The sequence below is a fragment of the Pseudomonas sp. SK genome (assembly GCF_012975065.1).
GTDB classification, from domain to species: Bacteria; Pseudomonadota; Gammaproteobacteria; order Pseudomonadales; family Pseudomonadaceae; genus Aquipseudomonas; species Aquipseudomonas anuradhapurensis.
The window spans coordinates 2,524,604-2,541,656 of sequence record NZ_CP051857.1; the positions used below are offsets into that span (position 1 = coordinate 2,524,604).

Genomic DNA, 17,053 nt, shown 5'->3' on the forward strand with positions numbered 1-17,053 from the left:
CGCCGCTGGCCAACGCTTCGCTACAGGATTCACGTTGTGTCCGATCTTTCGAAAAACCCGCTGCTGCAGTACATGGCCCGCCTGGCCCCATCCAGCCAGCAAACCATGCGCTACATTCTCCAGGACGCTGCCGACCGGCTGGGTTTTGTCGACTGCAATATCGTCGATGTGCCCTGGCACCGGCTCGAGCCCGGCCATGTGATCGCCCTGGTCGCGGCCCTGCGCACCGACGGTTACGCGCCCAACAGCTCGTCGCTGTACGTCAATGCCATCCGCGGGGTGATGAACGAAGCCTGGCGCCAGGGGCTGATCGAGCATGAACAGTTGCTGCGCATTCGCGAGGTCAAGCCGGATAGTGGCAGCCGTCTGCCGCCGGGGCGCAACCTGCGGCGTAGCCTGATCCGCGAACTGATGGATGTGTGTGCGGCCGACCCGCGGCCACAGGGGGTGCGTGATGCGGCGATCATCGCCTTGCTGTATGGCACCGGCATGCGCAAGTCGGAATCGGTGGACATCGACCTCGACCAGGTCGACTTCGAGGCGCGCAGCCTGCAGGTACTGGGCAAGGGCAACCGCCAGCTGATCAAGTATGCGCCACCGTGGGCGTTCGAGAAGTTGCAGGCGTGGCTCGACCTGCGCCGTCAGGACCTGCCAGCCGGGGCCGAGGACGACCCGTTCCTGTTCAACCGCATCCGCCGGGGCAGCCACATCACCCGGGCGCGTATCACCAAGCATGCCATCTACTACATCGCCCGCCAGCGCGGTGCCCAGGTGGGGGTGAAGATCATGCCGCACGACTTCCGCCGGGCATTCATTACCCGGGTGATCGAAGAGCACGACCTGTCGATTGCGCAGAAGCTGGCGCATCACGCCAATATCCAGACCACGGCCATCTATGACCGGCGCGATGACAACGAGCGTCGGCGCGCGGTGGACCGCTTCGACTACTGATTACCCTACCGGTTGACGCGACCCGTGTAGGAGCGGCCTTGCGTCGCGATGGGCTGCAGAGCAGCCCACTATCTGTACCTTACCACTGAATCACCGGGGGCCGCTCTGCGGCCCATCGCGACACGAGGCCGTTCCTACAGGGCGCCGCGCGAGCACCTGAACAGGGCCCGGGGACGCCCCCGCTTTGTGCGCCAGCCGCTTGTATGCCCGATACCAGAGCGGCGCGCGCAGATGTTTCATCTTCGTTCACCTGCGGAGTTGGCCCGCAACCTGCTATATCCAGCCTGAGAATTTGATCGAGTGGTCAGGCCGCGCGCGCTGTCGCCGCGCATGCCTTGCCCTCTAAACGGCCAGCAGGCCACGGATTTCAGGGGCCGCAGGATGTCGCTCGCGGAGCAGATCGAACAACCACAAGACGACGCAGGCTGGAGCGCCTACCTGCAGTTGCGCTTCGTCAGGCGCGATGCGCTGACCCGCCTTGGTGCGCGGCGGCATTTCGGACCTCTTTTGGTGCAGCGGCCGTTCTACCCAGAGGGTGCCCCGTGCCATGTCTACGTGCTACATCCCCCGGGCGGGATTGTCGCCGGCGACCGCCTGGAGCTGGACATCCAGCTGGAGCCGGGCAGCCATGCCTTGCTGACCATGCCCGGGGCCAGCAAGTTCTACCGCAGCATCGGCCCGACTGCACGGCTGACCCAGCGTTTTCACCTGGAGGCCGACAGCACCCTGGAATGGCTGCCCCAGGACAGCATTCTGTTCTCTGGCGCCCGCGCCAGCCTCGACAGCCGTTTCACCCTTGACCCCGGGGCGCGCCTGCTGGCGTGGGAAACCTTGTGCCTGGGGCGGCCGGTGATGAACGAGCGTTTCGAGCATGGCGCCCTGGACAGCCGCTTGCGCATCGAACTGCCTGGCGAGGTCGGCCTGCATGAGCGCCTGCGCCTGGAAGGCGGGCACCTGGCCAAGCTTGGCGGGCATCCGCTGGTGGCCACGTTCTGCGCCGCACCTGCCGACCAGGGCGTGCTGGAGCAGGTTCGCCCGCTGCTTGAACAACTGGGCAATCCGGCCGGCGCGACCCTGCTCGGGTCGTTGCTGGTGATCCGCCTGCTCGACCATGACAACCAACACCTGCAACGCACCCTGCAACGCCTGTGGCATGTGCTGCGCCCGGCCGTCCTTGGCTTGCCGGCCTGCCCCCCGCGTATCTGGGCCACCTGAGAGAGCGCCATGGAGCTGACCCCGAGAGAGAAAGACAAACTGCTGCTGTTCACCGCCGCCTTGCTGGCGGAGCGGCGCCTGGCCCGTGGCTTGAAACTCAACTACCCGGAAGCGGTCGCGCTGATCAGTGCCGCCGTGCTCGAAGGCGCCCGCGATGGCCGCAGCGTCGCCGAGCTGATGAGCCTGGGCCGCGAAGTGCTGAGCCGCGAGCAGGTGATGCCCGGCATAGCCGAAATGCTCCACGACGTGCAGGTCGAAGCGACCTTCCCGGATGGCACCAAGCTGGTGACCGTGCATGACCCCATCGTTTGAAATTGCCCAGGAGCCCCGCATGATTCCAGGTGAAATCCAGGTCGCCGACGGCGACATCGAACTGAACAGCGGCCGCGCGACGGTCAGCGTCAGCGTGGCCAACCATGGCGACCGGCCGGTACAGGTCGGTTCGCACTATCACTTCTATGAGGTCAACCAGGCGCTGGTGTTCGACCGTGCGCCGACCCTGGGCTTTCGCCTGGACATCCCCGCCGGCACCGCCGTGCGCTTCGAGCCCGGCCAGGCGCGCACCGTGCAACTGGTGGCCTACGCTGGCAAGCGTGAGGTGTACGGCTTTCAGGGCAAGGTGATGGGCGCGCTGGAGGGCAGGGCATGAGCCGTATTTCGCGCCGGGCCTATGCCGACATGTTCGGCCCTACCGTAGGCGACCGCGTGCGCCTGGCCGATACCGCACTGTGGGTCGAGGTGGAGCAGGATTTCACAGTCTATGGCGAAGAGGTCAAGTTCGGTGGCGGCAAGGTCATCCGCGATGGCATGGGGCAGGGCCAGATGCTCGCCGCCGAGGCCATGGACCTGGTCCTGACCAATGCCCTGATCATTGACCACTGGGGCATCGTCAAGGCCGATATCGGCATCAAGCACGGGCGCATAGCGGTGATCGGCAAGGCCGGTAACCCCGATGTGCAGCCGGGGGTCACTGTGCCGGTGGGGCCCGGTACCGAGGTGATCGCGGCCGAGGGCAAGATCGTCACCGCAGGCGGCGTCGATTCGCATATCCATTTCATCTGCCCGCAGCAAGTGGACGAGGCGCTCAACAGCGGGGTCACCACCTTCATCGGCGGCGGCACCGGGCCGGCCACCGGCACCAACGCCACCACCTGTACGCCCGGCCCCTGGTACCTGGCACGCATGCTCCAGGCCGCCGACAGCCTGCCGATCAATATCGGCTTGCTGGGCAAGGGCAACGCCTCGCGGCCCGAAGCGCTGCGCGAGCAGATCGCCGCCGGCGCCGTGGGCCTCAAGCTGCACGAGGACTGGGGCTCGACACCGGCGGCCATCGACTGCTGCCTGGGGGTTGCCGAGGAAATGGACATCCAGGTGGCGATCCACACCGACACCCTGAATGAATCCGGCTGCATCGAAGACACCCTGGCGGCCATTGGCGAACGCACCATCCACACCTTCCACACCGAAGGGGCCGGCGGCGGCCATGCGCCAGACATCATCCGCGCGGCGGGGCAGGCCAACGTGTTGCCATCCTCGACCAACCCGACCCTGCCGTACACGGTCAACACCGTGGACGAGCACCTGGACATGCTCATGGTCTGCCACCACCTGGACCCGAGCATCGCCGAGGATGTGGCCTTCGCCGAGTCGCGCATCCGCCGCGAGACCATTGCCGCCGAGGACATCCTCCACGACATGGGCGCCTTCGCCATGACTTCGTCCGACTCGCAGGCCATGGGCCGGGTCGGCGAGGTGGTGCTGCGCACCTGGCAGGTCGCCCATCAGATGAAGCTGCGCCGAGGGCCGCTGGCGCCGGATACCCACTACAGCGACAACTTCCGGGTCAAGCGCTACATCGCCAAGTACACCATCAACCCGGCGCTGACCCATGGCATCGGCCACGAAGTGGGCTCGGTGGAAGCGGGCAAGCTGGCCGACCTGGTGCTGTGGGCACCGGCATTCTTTGCGGTCAAGCCGGCGCTGGTAATCAAGGGGGGGATGATTGTCACCGCCCCCATGGGCGACATCAACGGTTCCATCCCCACGCCACAACCGGTGCACTACCGGCCCATGTTCGGCGCCCTGGGCGCGGCGCGGCATGCCACGCGCATGACCTTCCTGCCGCAGGCGGCGATCGACCGCGGCCTGGCCGCACAACTCAACCTGCGCAGCCTGATCGGCGTGGCCCATGGCTGCCGCCGGGTGCGCAAGCCCGACATGCTCCACAACACCCTGCAACCGCTGATCGAAGTCGACGCGCAGACCTACCAGGTGCGTGCCGATGGCGAACTGCTGGTGTGCGAGCCGGCCAGCGAACTGCCGCTGGCCCAACGCTATTTCCTGTTCTGAAGGAGGACCGATGATTGTCTTGACCCGCCGAATCACCGAACCCGGCCCGCTGGGCGAAACCGGCAGCGTCACCCTTGATGTCGACAGCCGGATCAAAAGCCGCCTGCGGGTCACCCTGGACGATGGCCGCGAGGCCGGGCTGATGCTTGAGCGCGGCCACCTGCTGCGCGGCGGCGAACTGCTGGCCGATGCCGAGGGCACCCAGCTGATCCGCGTGCTGGCGGCGCCCGAGGCGGTATCGACGGTGCGTTGTGCCGACCCGCACCTGCTGGCCCGTGCGGCCTACCACCTGGGCAACCGCCATGTGCCGCTGCAGATCGAGCCAGGCCTGTTGCGCTTCCAGCATGACCATGTGCTGGACGACATGCTACGTGGCCTTGGCCTGACGGTGGAGGCCGAGCAGGCCCCGTTCGAGCCGGAGGCGGGCGCCTATCAGAGCGCAGCGCACAGCCACAGCCATGCTCATGCGCACGACCACCCGTTCGTGCGCCTGCCCGCCCATTCCTGACCGACCTGGAGCCACTGATGAAAAACACTTTCGCCCTGTTCCTGCTGATGCTGGCGCTGCCAGCCTTCGCCCACCCGGGCCACGACAGCCAGCCGCTGCAGGATGGCTTGCTGCACCCGCTGACCGGCCTTGACCACCTGCTGATGTTGCTCGGTACCGGCGTGCTTGCCGCGTTGACCCGGCGCAGCCTGGCATTGCCGGCGGCTACCCTGGCAGCCATGTTCGGCGGTGCCGTGTGTGGCCATCTGTTCGGCGATGTGCTGGGCATGGAAACCCTGATCGCCGGGTCGCTGCTGGTGGCGGCCGCCGCCGTGTTGCTGCCCGCTCGGCAGCTGCTGTTGGCCATGGCCATGCCGGTGTTCGCCCTGTTCCATGGCTGGGCCCATGGTGTGGAAGCGACGCCAAGTGCGTTCTGGCAGTTCAGCGCAGGTTTTGTTGCGGTCAGCGGGCTGTTGCTGGCGGCCGGCTTTGCCATCGGTTGCCTGTTGCGCCGGCACAGCGGCCTGCAGAAAGCCTTTGGCGGTGGCCTGCTGGCCGGCGCCGCGCTGGTGCTGGCCGGTTGATGGACAGCGACCTGGCGTTGCTGCGCCTGCTGCAGTTGGCCAGCCCCGGCTTGCCGGTGGGCGGCTTTACCTATTCGCAGGGCCTGGAATGGGCGGTCGAGGCGGGCTGGGTCCGCGGCGTGGACGGTTTCGCTGCGTGGCAGCGGGAACAGGTCGACGATACCCTGGCTGGCCTCGACTGGCCGGTACTGGCGCGCCTGTACCAAGCCTGCCAGGCCGAGGACGCCGAGGCCTTCGGCCGCTGGAGCCGTTTTTTGCTGGCCAACCGCGAAACCGCCGAGCTGCGCCTGGAAGAACAGCAACGCGGCGCTGCACTGGCACGCCTGCTCGATGGCTGGCAGCTGGGCCAGGCACCGGCGTGGCGCGCCAGCCTCGAACTCACCCAGCTGGGCGGCATGGCCTGGTTGGCCGTGCACTGGGCAATCCCGCTACGCCAGTTGGCTTTGGGCCATGGCTTTGCCTGGCTGGAAGGCGCGGTAATGGCCGGGGTCAAGCTGGTGCCATTCGGCCAGCAGGCTGCCCAGACCTTGCTGCGCGACCTCGGCGCAGGCTTGCCCAGCGCCCTGGATCAAGCCTTGGCCCTGGGCGATGACCAGCTCGGCAGCGGCCTGCCGTTGTTGGCCATCGCCTCATCGCGTCACGAAACCCAATACACCCGTTTGTTCCGTTCTTGAGGACTGCCTGCATGCAAAGCTATCAACAACCCCTGCGCGTCGGTGTCGGCGGCCCGGTCGGCTCCGGCAAGACCGCATTGCTCGAGGCCTTGTGCAAGGCCATGCGTGACCACTACCAGATCGCGGTGGTGACCAACGACATCTACACCAAGGAAGATCAGCGCATCCTTACCGAAGCCGGCGCCCTGGAGCCGGAGCGCATTGTTGGCGTGGAGACCGGCGGCTGCCCGCACACGGCGATACGCGAGGACGCCTCGATGAACCTGGCGGCGGTCGAAGCGCTGGCACGCAAGTTTGGCAACCTTGAGGTGATTTTTGTCGAAAGTGGCGGTGACAACCTTAGCGCCACCTTCAGCCCGGAGCTGGCTGACCTGACCATCTACGTGATCGACGTGGCCGAAGGCGAAAAGATACCGCGCAAGGGCGGCCCGGGGATCACCAAGTCGGACTTCCTGGTCATCAACAAGACCGACCTGGCGCCTTATGTGGGGGCTTCGCTGGAGGTGATGGAGCGCGACACCCAGCGCATGCGCCCGCAGCGCCCGTGGACCTTCAGCAACCTGAAGAAGGGCGAAGGGTTGCAGGCGGTGATCGACTTCATCGTCGAGCGCGGCATGCTGGGTGTGCGCGGCTGATGTGACTGCTTGTAGGAGCGGCCTTGCGTCGCGATGGGCTGCGCAGCAGCCCCGGAATTTCAGCCCGCAGCACAGATTGCCGGGGCTGCTGCGCAGCCCATCGCGACGCAAGGCCGCCCCTACAAGCCCTGCGCTCGGCTTGGGTCATTTATGGCAGCAATGGCCTGTGTCTGCTTGCCCTTCATAGCGGTCATGGTGCCGCACCCAGTCCATGGTCCCCGCTTCGTTGCGCCCCAGTGGCGCGATGTCGAGGAAATTGTAGGTATTGACCAGGATATCCAGCCCGCGGGCATAGGTGGAATAGGTGTGGTACACGCTGCCATCGGGCTCGCGGTAGAACGCGCTCAGCCCGGGCAACTCGGTTTCATCACCGGCATACGGCTCGTAGTTGTACTGGCGCTGGCCTTGGTCGCCAACACTCACGCCGAAGTCCTCGTTGAAGCTGCTGCCGTGCGATGAATACCAGGGGAAGCGCCAGCCCATGCGCTGGCGAAATGCCTGGAATTGCGCGTAGGGCGCTCGCGACACCGCCACCAGCGACACGTCGTGGTGCGCCAGGTGCAGGTTGGCGCCGTCAAAGTGGTCGGCCAGGAATGAACAGCCGTGGCAGCCTTCGGCCCAGCCCTCGGCGAACATGAAGTGGTAAACCAGCAGTTGGCTGCGACCGGCGAACAGTTCGGCCAGGCTCAGTTCGCCATCGGCGCCGTGAAAGCGATAGTCCTGCTCGACCCTGACCCAGGGTAAGGCGCGGCGGGCCGCCGCCAGCGCGTCACGGTGGTGGGTAACGGCCTTCTCGTGCAGCCACAGTTGCCGGCGTGCCGCCAGCCACTGGCTGCGGGAAACCACGGGATGCCTGTTTTCGTGGGTGCTCATGGTGCTGTCTCCATGCTTGGGGTTCACACCCTGGTCGAGCACCGGCGGGTCGAATCGACAGGCAGCGCTGGCCGGGCGATGAGCGGTATCGGGCTCAGCCCGAGTGGGCGATAGGCCCATCGGCCATTTCATCCACGGCGTCATCCTCGCCGGGCAGTGCCGTGATCACGCTGAAGTCGCTTACCTCCACCTGGCCACCGCCATAGCCCAACAGATGGAAGGAAAACGCCTTGCGCGCAGTCGGGTTGTCAAAGCTGAACTCGATCTCCAGGGGTTCATCGGCGGTGACTTTCATCTCGTCAGGCAAGCCCAGCGGTACGTCCTGCTCCAACTGCTTGGCCTTGAGCTGGATATAGGCTGCATGTTTCGGGTCCAGCGAGCGTACCTTGACCCGCACGCGCGTGTGCGAGCCCTCGGGCATTTCCAGGTACTGCGCGCCAATCAGGTTGTCCGCCCAGTCGTCGTGAATGCGCTTGTGCAGGCGGATCGGCGCTGGGCCACCGAACTGGTAACGCAGGTTCAGCGGGGTATGCTGCAGGGACTGGTCGAGCACTGCGGCCAGCGCGCCGATCTGTTCCCCGAGCAGGTTGTCGCCCGGGCCCAGGTAACGTGCCTGGTCGGCGATGAAACCTTCGCTGGCATAACGCCGGCAACGCTGCTGGAAGTCGCACTCGGTGAACACGCCATGGCCGTCGTGATAGCGCAGCATGCCGTTGGTATAGGAAATCATTTCGCGGCCGGTGTCGTAGTCGCGGTACAGCGAGCGGCCGCCGAGCGCCATGGGAATGGGCAGGGCAAAGTAGTCGAGCAGCGAGGTGGCCAGGTCGACATGGCCGTAGGTGCCGTGCTTGATGCGTGGCAGTTGCGCCTGCTCCGGCGCCAGGGTGAGGTTGAAGCCCCACGATGAGGCCAGGCGCACGCCATCGATGCCGTGGGACTCGTCGGAGGTGACCACCACCAGGGTGTCCTTGAGTACGCCCTGACGCTCAAGGTTGTCGAGGAAGGCGCCGAGCGCGTCGTCGAGGTAGGCGACTGCTGCCTGTTTCGGCGTGTCGTAGCGCTCGAGGTATTCGGCGGGGGCCGAGTACGGCTGGTGGGTGCCGACGGTGAGCAGGGTGAGCATCCACGGCTTGTCCTGCTTCTGCAACTGGCCGACATAGCCCAGGGCACCTTCGAAGAAGGCCCGGTCGTCCTTGCCCCAGGGGAAGTCCAGGTAGTTCTTGTTGCGGAACCACTCCTGGCCATGCACGGCATCAAAGCCGATGTGCGGCATGATGCGGTCCTTGGCCATGAAGCGCAGGCCGGCCCCCTGCAGGTAGTGAGTGGTGAAACCGGCCTGGCGCAGCTGCGCCGGCAGGCAGGCCTGGTTGCGTTCGTTCTGGGTCAGCAGCTCGACCCCCTTGGGCGTGCCGTTGGCCAGCTTGTCGTAGTCACCGCAGAGCATGGAATAAAGGCCACGGATGGTCTGGTGGGTGTGCAGCACGTAGTCCGGGGTGTTCATGCCGCGTTCGGCCCATTGGCTGAGCCTGGGCATCAGCTCTTCGTCGAAGCGGCTGTGCAGCGCCTGGCGGTTGGGCCGCAGGTAGGCGCCGGGGATACCTTCCACGGTAATGACCAGCAGGTTGCGGGCGCTGCCGGGCCCGGCCAGCAGGCGCTGACCATGCAGGTCGGATTGGGTCAGGCCACTGCTGGCCAGCGGCGTGAAGGTTTGCGTCTGCCCCGTCCAGCCTTCGACGTGGCGCCCGAGGTCGCCGGCGGCGGCCGACATCAGCTGGTGGGGGAGGTTGTAGAGCCGCCATTGCTCGGCATCGGCAGGTGCCAGTTGCTGGCTACCCCAATGGCCAGCGAACAGCAACAGCGGGATGGCCCAGGCCTTGCGGGGCAGCGGCTGGCTGCGTTGGCTGCGCTGGCGCCAGGCGCTGGCCAGCCAGACCAGCAGGCCGGCACCCAGCGCCCAGGGCAGCCAGGCATGGGCGAGACCGCCGCCGGTTGAATTCTCGATGAATTGCGGGTCGGCCAGGTAGGCCAGGTCGGCTGTGGTGGGCAGCCTGCCCACCGCACTCACCAGTTCGGCCGAGGCCAGCCACAGCGCAGCCCATGCCAGTAGCACGGGCAAGGCCAGCCACCAGGGCCGGCGGTGCAGCAGCAGGACCAGCAGGCTGCCGAGGGCCATGTCGGACAGGTAACCGAGCGGGTTGGACCAACCCAGCATGGCGCGCGTACCCAGTGGGATCACCAGCACCAGGCTTGCCAGGGCGGCAAACCGGGTAGGTAGGTGGTCTGACAGGTTGTTCACAAAAAATTCCCTTTTGCCATCAAATCGTCATGCATCTGTGCTGGATGATAACAGCCTGCGGCGGGGAACACGGTTCGCTACAAGGTTGGTAACCAAAATCCGGGCCGCGCGCGCGGGCCCGGACCTTGGCAAGTATCAGAAGTAGTAAGGGAATTTCAGGCTGAAGGAAAAGTCCGGCGCATCGTCGGTCAGACCAATGGACAGGTTGGGCACGATGGTCAGGTTGTCGGTAGCGGCGAAGGTCATGCCGATATTGAAGTTGGCCGCGTTGTAGTCGCTGTTGGAGATCGACTGCCAGTCGCCGCCATCCGGTTTGATCTTGCTCTTGCTGGCGAACTGGTCGGACACCGAGAACGACATGCTCATCTTCTCGTTGAGGGCAAAGGCGATACCACCGCCGATCTGCCAGGAGTCGCCCAGCTTCACGTCACCTGGCACCTTGCTGTTGACCTGCGGGCTGATGTCGCTGAACGAGTCCTGCATGTTGTAGGTGTAGGACAGGCTGCCGAACAGCACGGCCGGGTCGAAGGTCTTGACCAGCGAAATGCCCGGGGTGATCGACCAGACGCCGTTGCCGGTCGGCAGGCTTTCCGGTACCGACAGGTTGTCGTTGCCGGGCACTTCGCGCAATTTGATGCCGTAGGGGTCCTTGCCGGTGGGGGCCTTGATGCGCAGGGTGGCCACTGCATCGGGCCAGGTCTCGTCTTCGTCGAGGAACTTGTAGGCGACGCCGACGTTGATATCGCCGATTTCCGGGTCGCGGGTCACCGTTGCATCCGAGGTGCTTGCCCCGGCACCGCCGGCACCACCGGAAGAATAGGTAGACTCGCGGTACACCACCGGGACGTTGATATCAAACTGCCAACGCTGTGCCAGGTTGTACCGGGCGGTCATGTCCAGGGTCCAGTTGTCCGCCTTGATCCGGTCCAGATTGATGCTGCCGAGAAAGATCGAATCCAGGGCCAGGAAGCCGTTGAGCACCAGCGCGCGGGTATCGTAATGGGTATAGGTGATGCCGGTCTCGAAACTGAACTTGCCGCCGCCGAAGAAACCGCTGGCCTCGTCATACAGGTTGGATACGCTCTGCGCCGGCTCGGAATCGGCGGTCAGCGCCTGGCCGTAGGAGCTGCCGCTGGTTCCCGGCGCGCCGGATGCGACAGTTTGCGCGCCCTTGACCCCTTCGGCGGGGGATTTGACCAGGCGCCTGGGCGCAGGCGCTGGCGGGGTTTCCTCGACCTGGCGCACGCGTTGCTCCAAGACCATCAGCGCTTGCTGCTGGGCTTCATAGCGGCGTTTCAGTTCGATCAGTTCCTGCTTGAGAGCCTCGACCTGGGGGTCGGCAGCGGCATGGAGCAAGGTGACCGGGGCCAGGCTGGCCAGACACACAAAAGCGTTCAGCGTTATCGATCGGTGCATGGAATTGCCGTCCCTGCCGACTACTTTTTGATGAAACTGAGCGTAGATCAGTATCCGAAAGTGCGAAGACCTTTGAGCTGGTCGAGGCTACCGTTCAGCGAGGCTGCGGTCGGCACGCTTTCGCGCATGACCACGTTGAGGGAAGTGACGTTGTTGATGCGGTTGCCGCTGCCCAGCAGGGTGGCGTTCTGCAGCAGGCCACCTTGGGCCAGGCGCTGCACGCTGCTGCCCTGGTTGTTGCTGGCATTGATATTGAGCTGTACACCGACACCGCTGGCAGACACGCTCAACGCGCCTGCGCCGTTCGCGCCCTTCAGCGTCTGGCCGGCGGCCAGCGCCTGGCCCTGCGGCTGCGTGGTGGGAGCCTGGCTGGCCTTGGTCACGTTGATGTCGACGTTGTTGTAGGCGCTGTTGTTGTCGCCAGCGGCGCGGACCACCTGGGTCACGCCTTCAGTGGTGCCGAGCCCGGCGCCGCCGGTCACGCTACCGGTACCGGGTGCAGATGCGCCGGCTGATGCCGTGCCAGTGCCTTTCTCGTCGATCAGCGAGACATAGAATTGCGGCTTGATGGTCGACTGCTGTATCTGCAGGGTGCTGGTCGCGCCGATCACATCGCCTTTGGCATTCTGCCAGGTGCTGGACATGACGATGCCGAAACTGACGATGCGCCCCGGCATCACGTAACGGCCACGCAAGCTCGCCAGTTCCTGGTCCTTCAGTTCGATGGGTCTGAAGGTCTCTGCCTGGGTTGGCAGGCTCGCGGCCAGGCATGCCATTGCGAGCCACAGCGGATGCTTCATGGGTGCTCCCCGGAGCGTCATGCCCCTGTCGTTCGACCAGTCGTTAGAAGAAGTCGCTTTTGATGAAACCGAAATCCAGCAGCTCTGCGTCCTGTACCGGGGCGAAGTCGTTGACCCGGCCCTTGGCGGTCAGTGGCAGGGGCGGGTCGAGCAAGACGTTGTGCTTGTCGTAGCCCTGGCCGATCACGGCGAAGATGATGCCGTTCCAGCCTTTGAGAAAATCCTCGACCTTGTAGCGCTTGTGGCCCAGCACCGGGTCACCGATGTACACCCAGCCGCGGTCGACCTTCTGCATGACCACGAAGTGCTTGTAGCCGCGCACCTCCATCAGCACTACCACCGGGATGCGAATGCTGTGCAGGGTCTCGGGCGCCACCCGGTAGCCGCGGGCACGCATGCCCAGGCTTTCCACGTAGCGTTTCATGTCCAGCATCGAGAAGCCCTGGGTGCGGACCAGGTCCTGGTCGGCGTGGGCCAGCATGCCTTCGATGATCTGTTGCTCGTTCACGTCCAGCCAGTAGGCCTGGCGCAGGATGGTGGCCAGTGCGGCGGCGCCGCAGCTGAAGTCGGTTTTCTGTTGCACCAGGTCGGCGAACTTGCGCTCGCGCACACTCTGGATGGGTTTGAACACCACCGCGCCGCCGGGCAGCACGGACAGTGGCATTTGTGCAGCCTCATTCACGCCGGCCAGGCACAGCAGACACGCCAAGGCGACAATACGCATGATCGGATGCCTTCCCTTTCTGTGGTGGAAAGGCCCCCCGCAGGGGGCCTCGAGCACAGCGATCAGAACGAGGTGTTGGAGATCGCCAGCGAGTTGCTTTGCTGGTTACCCACACCGGCCGCCACGTTCACGCCCAGGTTGCCGCTGCCACCATTCACCGAGCCGCTAAGGGTCGCAGTGTTGGTCACAGGGTTGGCCCAGCCGGTCGGGGTCAGCACTTGGAAGGACACGGTATTGCTCAAGTCGTAGGCGCTGCTTTCGCTGTAGCTCTTCGCCACGTCGTTCGAAGATTGCGACGATTTCTCGCCAGACTTTTCAAACGCCGATTCCGATGCATTGGCATAGGACGACTCGTGAGCCTTTTCATACGAGGAGTCGCGAGACTTGTCGTAGCTCGATTGGCGAGACTTGTCATACGACGAGTCGAATGCCTTCTCGAACGATGCGTCGTACGCGCTTTCCTGCGAACGGTCGACGTCGACATTGAGCGAGGCGTTGAGCGAGCCATCGAAGCTGTCGGTGCGTGTGCGCTCGCGGCGGCCGTCATCGGTCGTCACGGTGCGGGTAGCATCGGCGGCGGCAGCCAGGGAGGCACTCAGGCTCGCGCTGCTGGACGAACTGGCGTTGCCGGCCACCGAGCCACTGGCATTCCAGCTGTTGGAACCGCTGGCCGTGGCGCTGTGCGAACCGCTGGCATTGCTGCTGCTCGACCCGCTGGAGCTCCAGCCATTGGAGCCGCTGGAGCTGGCACTTTGCGAGCCGGCCACGCTGAAGCTCGAGGACGAGCTGCGGTCGTCAGACGAGTTGAACGTGCCCTCACGCGAGCTCGAGCCGCTCTTGCTGGTGGTGATGGTCAGCGTATCCACGCGGTAGGTGCGGTCGGCGCTATTGTTCACCACCAGGCCCGGGCCATTCTGCTCGGCCGAGGCGGTGGCTGTGGCATTGCCCAGCGGGGCACCGGTGTTGGCGATGGCCATGGTGTTCTTCTGCTGGTTGAGGTCGCCGCCGGCGATGTTGACGCCAACGTTGCCCTCTGCACCATCGGCCGAGCCGGTCATGACCGCCGAGCTTTGCGTGGACCAGTTGTCGACGCGGTTGTTGTTGCTGAACTGGCGGACATCAGCGGTGGCTTCGGCGGTACCGAACACGAAGCTGTTGTCCAGGCTGGACTCGGACGATGCGTTGGCAATGGCTGCGGCGTTGTCCTGCTGGTTGCCGTTGCCGGCTGCCACGTTGACACCCACGTTGCCGCTGGCACCGGCGGCCGAACTGCTCATCTCGGCCGCATTGACAGTGCCTTGGTTGGTGATTTTGTTGCCTGTACTGCGCTGGCTGTCAATGGCGTTGGCCGTGGCAAACACAGGGATCCTGGTGGGAGGAGGCTTGTGCTGCCCGTTGTTATGGTGACCATTGTGGTGCCCGCCACTCCGGTCGTTCTGCTCAGCTTGTACAGCAACAGCCATGACCGCAGCAATTGCGAAAACCAGAGGCTTGATTGCCATCGAGGGTTTCATGGTGATTCTCCGTACGTTATTGGTTAAGTGTCGTTCTTGACTGAATGGGTCAATCCGCGACCCGGATGCTCAGGGTGTTGGCCATGCGGTTTCCCACCCCGGCACTCTGGTTCAACTGGATCACCCCACGGCTACCGGTGAAGGCCTGGTCACTGGTGGTGACCTGGCGATGGCCTGTTGGGGGGTCAATTGCACCGGAGTTGTGGAGCAGCGCCACGTTCTGCTGCAGGAGGACGCTGTCGTCGATGCTTTGCGGCTGGGCACCGATGCTGATGCTCAGTGCGTTCGCTTGCTGGGTATTGGCACCGGCGCTCTGGTTGACCCCGAGGGCGCCACTGCCGTTGCTGAAGGCGTTGCCGTGGATCTGCGCGCGGGCGTCCAGCGCAGGATTGGCCGGCGTCGCCAGGCGTTGCCGTATCTGCGTGCTGGCGTTCGCTGCAGGCCCGACGGCAATGGCCCGCGCATTCACCTGCTGTTGCTGGTCACCTGCAGCCTGGTTGACCGCGAGGTTGCCTTGGTAGTGGCTGCCGGAACTGTCGATGGCGGCATTGTCGAGCACGGGGACTGGCGACTGGGCGAGGGCCGCGGCACTGCACAGGGTGGCCAGGATCAGCAGCATGGGCTTCATCTCACTTGCTCCCGCCAGTCAGGATCTGCAGCGGGGCGAGGCCACGCTGCACGCTGGAATTGACCATGTTGGAGATGCCGTTGCCCGAGCCTGTGCCGCGTCCGCCGGAAAGGTTGGGCAGTTGCGTCTGCTGGCCGAGGTTGCCGCCCAGGTTGTCGGTCTGCTGGGTGATCATGCTGCTGATCCCAGCGCCACTGCTGATGCTGGCGAAGTCGCCGTCACTCAGCTCATTGGTTTGCCTGAGCACCTGGGCAGACGGGTTGGCATTGACGGTGGTGGGAGTCGGGTCGGGAATCAGCGGCGGGACCGTTGCGTTACGCGTCTGCACGTCGCGGGTGATGATGATGATGCCTTTGTCCGCCTGGGCAGTCAGGCTCAATGCAGCGAACAGGCAGAACAGCAGCAAATGGTGAAGGCCTTGGTCAGTTTTCCTCACGACGGCAGCTCCTTTTTTTGAGCGCTGGTCCTGTTCAGCGATGCGAACGGGACAGCAGAAGGTGTGCCGCTTTTGAAAAAGCGTGACGGATCAGCTGGTTAGGGTAGGGGGATGAGAAACTGCGGCGTATTCTGTCTCAGCGGTGAAACAGGCGCCGCGGGGCGTTACCGGTCAAGCCAGTGGCGGCTTCGACGGCAAGGGGACTTTTGCCGGGGTGTTTCAGCACGTTGACAGTGCCCGCGAAACAGGGCGAAGCCCCCGCTATTTCAGGGGTTTCGGTCCAACGAAGTGTGTCGAGGATTTAACACTCTGTGAAGCTGGCTGGCGTATCGCTATCAATCAGCCTAGCGACTGTTTGCAGGGCCAGCAACTGGCGTTGTGGCCAATCGCCTGCAATTATTTCGTACGCCTGGTTATGCCGTTGTAACCAGTGCAGGCTGTCGTCGAAGAAACGCTGGCGGTCGCTCAGTTCTGGCTGGCTGCGCTGACCATCGGCAACCCAATCCACCCCTTGCGGGCTAAGCAACAGGTGCAGGTGGTAATGCCGTGCCAGCAACGCCTGCTCCAGCCAGGGCGGGCAGTCACCGAACAGCGCCTGGCTCCACAGCATGTTGCTCAACAGGTGGGTATCGAGGATCAGCAGTGGCGGTGCTTTTGCACGGGCATTGTCTTCCCAGGCCAGCTGGCCGCGCGCGATGGTGGGAATATCGGCGTAGCAGGTGTCGCGGCATTCCTGGTCGATGAAGTGGCGCACGTATTCGGCCACCACCAAGCCGCCGAAACGCGCCTGGATCACCCCGCTGAGCCAGCTTTTGCCGCTGGATTCCGGGCCGCACAGCACCAACACCTTCATTTCCTGTGGCGTGGTCATGCGTGTACCAGCGCCGGGTCGCGATGCCATTCCAGCCAGCCGCGCACGGCGATCAGGGTGAGCACGGCGAAGAAGCCGGCGGTGAAGTACAGCTGCTGGTGCAGGTACTGGCCGACGTAGATGATGTCCACCACGATCCAAAGCGGCCAGCACTGCAGGCGTTTTTGCGCCATCCACAATTGCGCAACCAGGCTGAACCCGGTCAGGCTGGCGTCCAGCCAGGGCAGGGCGGCGTCGGTCCAGTTGGCCATGGCGGCGCCCAGCGTGGCGCTCAGCAGCACCCCGGCGGCCAGGCCGCTGAGCAGTGCAGGGCGCTGCAGGCGTGAAACCTGGCGGGCATCTTCAACATGGCCCGGACGTTTCCATTGCCACCAGCCGTACAGCTGCAGGATGGCGTAGGCCAGTTGCAGCAGCATGCCCGAATACAGTTTTACTTCGTAGAACAACCAGCCGTAGATCAGCACCATGACCAGGCCGATCGGCCAGCACCAGGCGTTCTGCTTGACCGTGAGCCAGACAGCGATGACGCCGAGGACGGCGGCGATGAGTTCAAGGCCGGACATCGGCGATCCTTGGAGAGATTATCGGAGAGGGCGGCGA

19 protein-coding genes are annotated in these 17,053 nt (G+C 64.7%); 9 read left to right on the forward strand and 10 right to left on the reverse strand.

All coding sequences use genetic code 11. The features are described 5' to 3' along the window. Nucleotides 1-36 precede the first annotated feature (36 nt). The 9 genes from xerC (at nt 37) to ureG (ending at nt 6,895) form a co-directional block, all read left to right on the forward strand. Nucleotides 37-951 carry a tyrosine recombinase XerC gene (gene xerC, locus HG549_RS11710; RefSeq protein ID WP_170029649.1) on the forward strand — a complete coding sequence of 305 codons (915 nt, stop codon included), beginning with the start codon at nt 37-39 and terminating at the stop codon, nt 949-951. Between the two features lie 381 nt (nt 952-1,332). Continuing rightward, on the forward strand, nt 1,333-2,166 hold the full coding sequence (locus tag HG549_RS11715; RefSeq protein ID WP_170029650.1) for an urease accessory protein UreD: 834 nt from the start codon (nt 1,333-1,335) through the stop codon (nt 2,164-2,166). Between the two features lie 9 nt (nt 2,167-2,175). Further along, complete coding sequence (locus HG549_RS11720) at nt 2,176-2,478, forward strand: urease subunit gamma (RefSeq protein ID WP_170029651.1); 303 nt, start codon at nt 2,176-2,178, stop codon at nt 2,476-2,478. A 19-nt stretch (nt 2,479-2,497) separates the two neighbouring features. Next, nucleotides 2,498-2,815, forward strand: a complete 318-nt coding sequence (locus HG549_RS11725) for an urease subunit beta (RefSeq protein ID WP_170029652.1) — start codon at nt 2,498-2,500, stop codon at nt 2,813-2,815. Continuing rightward, nucleotides 2,812-4,515 carry an urease subunit alpha gene (gene ureC, locus HG549_RS11730; protein WP_170029653.1) on the forward strand — a complete coding sequence of 568 codons (1,704 nt, stop codon included), beginning with the start codon at nt 2,812-2,814 and terminating at the stop codon, nt 4,513-4,515. The genes HG549_RS11725 and ureC overlap by 4 nt, the downstream gene beginning before the upstream one ends. Nucleotides 4,516-4,525: 10 nt before the next feature. Then, nucleotides 4,526-5,023 carry an urease accessory protein UreE gene (ureE, locus tag HG549_RS11735; RefSeq protein ID WP_170029654.1) on the forward strand — a complete coding sequence of 166 codons (498 nt, stop codon included), beginning with the start codon at nt 4,526-4,528 and terminating at the stop codon, nt 5,021-5,023. 17 nt (nt 5,024-5,040) lie between these two features. Continuing rightward, nucleotides 5,041-5,586 (forward strand): HupE/UreJ family protein, encoded by a 546-nt coding sequence (locus HG549_RS11740; RefSeq protein WP_170029655.1) that lies wholly within the window; start codon nt 5,041-5,043, stop codon nt 5,584-5,586. After that, nucleotides 5,586-6,260, forward strand: coding sequence for an urease accessory protein UreF (locus HG549_RS11745; protein WP_170029656.1), 675 nt, complete (start codon nt 5,586-5,588; stop codon nt 6,258-6,260). Before HG549_RS11740 ends, HG549_RS11745 begins: the two co-directional genes overlap by 1 nt. 11 nt (nt 6,261-6,271) lie before the next feature. Next, entirely contained in the window at nt 6,272-6,895 is a 624-nt protein-coding gene (gene ureG, locus HG549_RS11750) for an urease accessory protein UreG (RefSeq protein WP_010953755.1), read from the forward strand. A gap of 144 nt (nt 6,896-7,039) precedes the next feature. Here the strand turns inward: ureG and HG549_RS11755 are convergent, their stop codons facing one another. The 10 genes from HG549_RS11755 to pnuC all read right to left on the reverse strand — a co-directional run bounded on the left by HG549_RS11755 (nt 7,040) and on the right by pnuC (nt 17,016). Further along, the gene (locus HG549_RS11755) at nt 7,040-7,768 is read right to left on the reverse strand and encodes a thioredoxin family protein (protein WP_170029657.1); all 729 of its coding nucleotides are present in this window, start codon (nt 7,766-7,768) and stop codon (nt 7,040-7,042) included. A 94-nt stretch (nt 7,769-7,862) separates the two neighbouring features. Further along, complete coding sequence (locus HG549_RS11760; protein WP_170029658.1) at nt 7,863-10,064, reverse strand: LTA synthase family protein; 2,202 nt, start codon at nt 10,062-10,064, stop codon at nt 7,863-7,865. A gap of 135 nt (nt 10,065-10,199) precedes the next feature. Beyond that, nucleotides 10,200-11,480, reverse strand: coding sequence for a hypothetical protein (locus HG549_RS11765; RefSeq protein ID WP_170029659.1), 1,281 nt, complete (start codon nt 11,478-11,480; stop codon nt 10,200-10,202). Nucleotides 11,481-11,527: 47 nt separating this feature from the next. After that, a complete protein-coding gene (locus HG549_RS11770; RefSeq protein ID WP_170029660.1) occupies nt 11,528-12,280 on the reverse strand; it encodes a hypothetical protein in 753 nt (250 codons plus the stop codon). A 43-nt stretch (nt 12,281-12,323) separates the two neighbouring features. Beyond that, nucleotides 12,324-13,004 (reverse strand): C39 family peptidase, encoded by a 681-nt coding sequence (locus HG549_RS11775; protein ID WP_170029661.1) that lies wholly within the window; start codon nt 13,002-13,004, stop codon nt 12,324-12,326. 62 nt (nt 13,005-13,066) lie between these two features. Then, a complete protein-coding gene (locus HG549_RS11780; RefSeq protein WP_170029662.1) occupies nt 13,067-14,518 on the reverse strand; it encodes a heme utilization protein in 1,452 nt (483 codons plus the stop codon). Nucleotides 14,519-14,567: 49 nt separating this feature from the next. Continuing rightward, entirely contained in the window at nt 14,568-15,146 is a 579-nt protein-coding gene (locus tag HG549_RS11785; protein ID WP_170029663.1) for an adhesin, read from the reverse strand. A 1-nt stretch (nt 15,147) separates the two neighbouring features. Further along, complete coding sequence (locus HG549_RS11790; protein ID WP_170029664.1) at nt 15,148-15,582, reverse strand: hypothetical protein; 435 nt, start codon at nt 15,580-15,582, stop codon at nt 15,148-15,150. 301 nt (nt 15,583-15,883) lie between these two features. After that, the gene (locus HG549_RS11795) at nt 15,884-16,453 is read right to left on the reverse strand and encodes an AAA family ATPase (RefSeq protein WP_170029665.1); all 570 of its coding nucleotides are present in this window, start codon (nt 16,451-16,453) and stop codon (nt 15,884-15,886) included. Beyond that, a complete protein-coding gene (pnuC, locus tag HG549_RS11800; RefSeq protein ID WP_170029666.1) occupies nt 16,450-17,016 on the reverse strand; it encodes a nicotinamide riboside transporter PnuC in 567 nt (188 codons plus the stop codon). The genes HG549_RS11795 and pnuC overlap by 4 nt, the downstream gene beginning before the upstream one ends. Between the last annotated feature and the right edge of the window lie 37 nt (nt 17,017-17,053).